The sequence below is a fragment of the Oleiphilus sp. HI0043 genome, from assembly GCF_001634935.1.
The window spans coordinates 1-1,401 of sequence record NZ_LWEY01001556.1 but is presented as its reverse complement, the minus strand read 5'-3'; the positions used below and the strand labels follow the sequence as shown (position 1 = coordinate 1,401).

General features: G+C 46.7%; 1 protein-coding gene. It reads right to left on the bottom strand.

Annotation, left to right across the window (positions count from 1 at the left end; all coding sequences use genetic code 11):
• Positions 1-35: 35 nt before the first annotated feature.
• Positions 36-1,401 (bottom strand): hypothetical protein (locus A3729_RS33375; RefSeq protein ID WP_068634338.1); only part of this gene is annotated, 1,366 nt, incomplete at its 5' end.

Here is a 1,401-nt window from a genome sequence, read left to right as displayed (position 1 = left end):
TGGACTACACGAATGGTCGTGTAGTCCAATTCTTTCTATTCCTGATCTTGCTCTAGGTCCTGCGGTTCGCTTAAACGTAGCGTCACATAATTTACGTCTAGTGACTTAAGGCTGTCGGTATACTGCCCCGTTGCAGTTAACTGATGCACTGCAAGGCCATTTTGTAGATACTCACTTGCCGAGCCAATAAAGCTGTCAAAATCCGTAAACATATGGACGCCTTCACCGCGAATCAAAATACTGAAACGTCCTTCTTCAGCAGTACTAACAAGCTTTTCAGGAGAGAAGCTTAACTGGCTTGAGCCGGGGATACCTTTCAAGTGTAGCTTTGTTCTAGCATCTTCAAGTGATAATACGATTTCACTCGACTCAATTGTTAGCCCTGTCGTACTAGGCGACTGCCATAAAGCGAACATTCGGGCAGGGTGGGAGCTAAAGTCCGGGTTGATAATGCTTAAGGCGTCAAAGTCTGATGGTGATGAGCCGAAAGAACTGGGGTAACCGCGTACCTGCATCCACTCATCTTCTTCGATAGCGCTAATATCCAGTGTAGAGCTGTTGATTTCATACTGTTCAGGTGAAGCATCATTAGCCGCATCAAGGCCTGTGCCACTAAAGTCAAAAAGATCAATTGGTCGTTTGTTGATATGGCTAAGATCCAACTCCAAAGGAGATGCCTGCACCACTTCGCCCACAATGGCATTGAGCTTCATTCTGACATGGCCTTGACTACTATCGAATTCATTATTGTCAGCGTTAAATTCACCCAACGCTAGTATTCGTTGCCCTACCGATAAATTGGCGATGCTGGCATCACCTAAGCGATAACCTGTGACAACAGTATCTTCAGTAACCGCCAGTGTGACTTCTGTCTGAAAGTGAGCCGCCTGGTCGCCAGTCTCGACGACTGCACCTTGAATCGAAATGCTTGAGTCACTGCGTGCAGTGATGATGCCTTTCAATACATCTTGTTCAGCCCAAGGAACACTGTTACCGGCGAGTACCTGTGTTGCCAAGTAGCGTTGCTCACCTTCTTCTGAAGGGCCACCAAAAGCAATAAGAGGGGTCCCCTCAGCTTGTTCTGCTAGTAAGCTTAAGCCTTCTTCAGACGTGTACTCAACGCCATCAATCTCATACAGTGTATTGTCATCGACATGGAAGTTGAAATCGCCAAAGGTTCCGCGACGTAAGCGCATCGGAATTAGTTTCATGTCGATGGTATTAGTGGCCAGATCAACACTTTCGAGTAAACCCCTTAGTCGATGTTCCCTATCGATATCCAGCTCGGTACTGCCGACCATGAAAGGCTCTACAGTTACTAAGGGTGGCTCGAAAGACTCAATAGTATTTGAGGCAGCCAAGTCTAAATCAAGCGTCAATTGAGCGGTTTTGAAAGGGGAT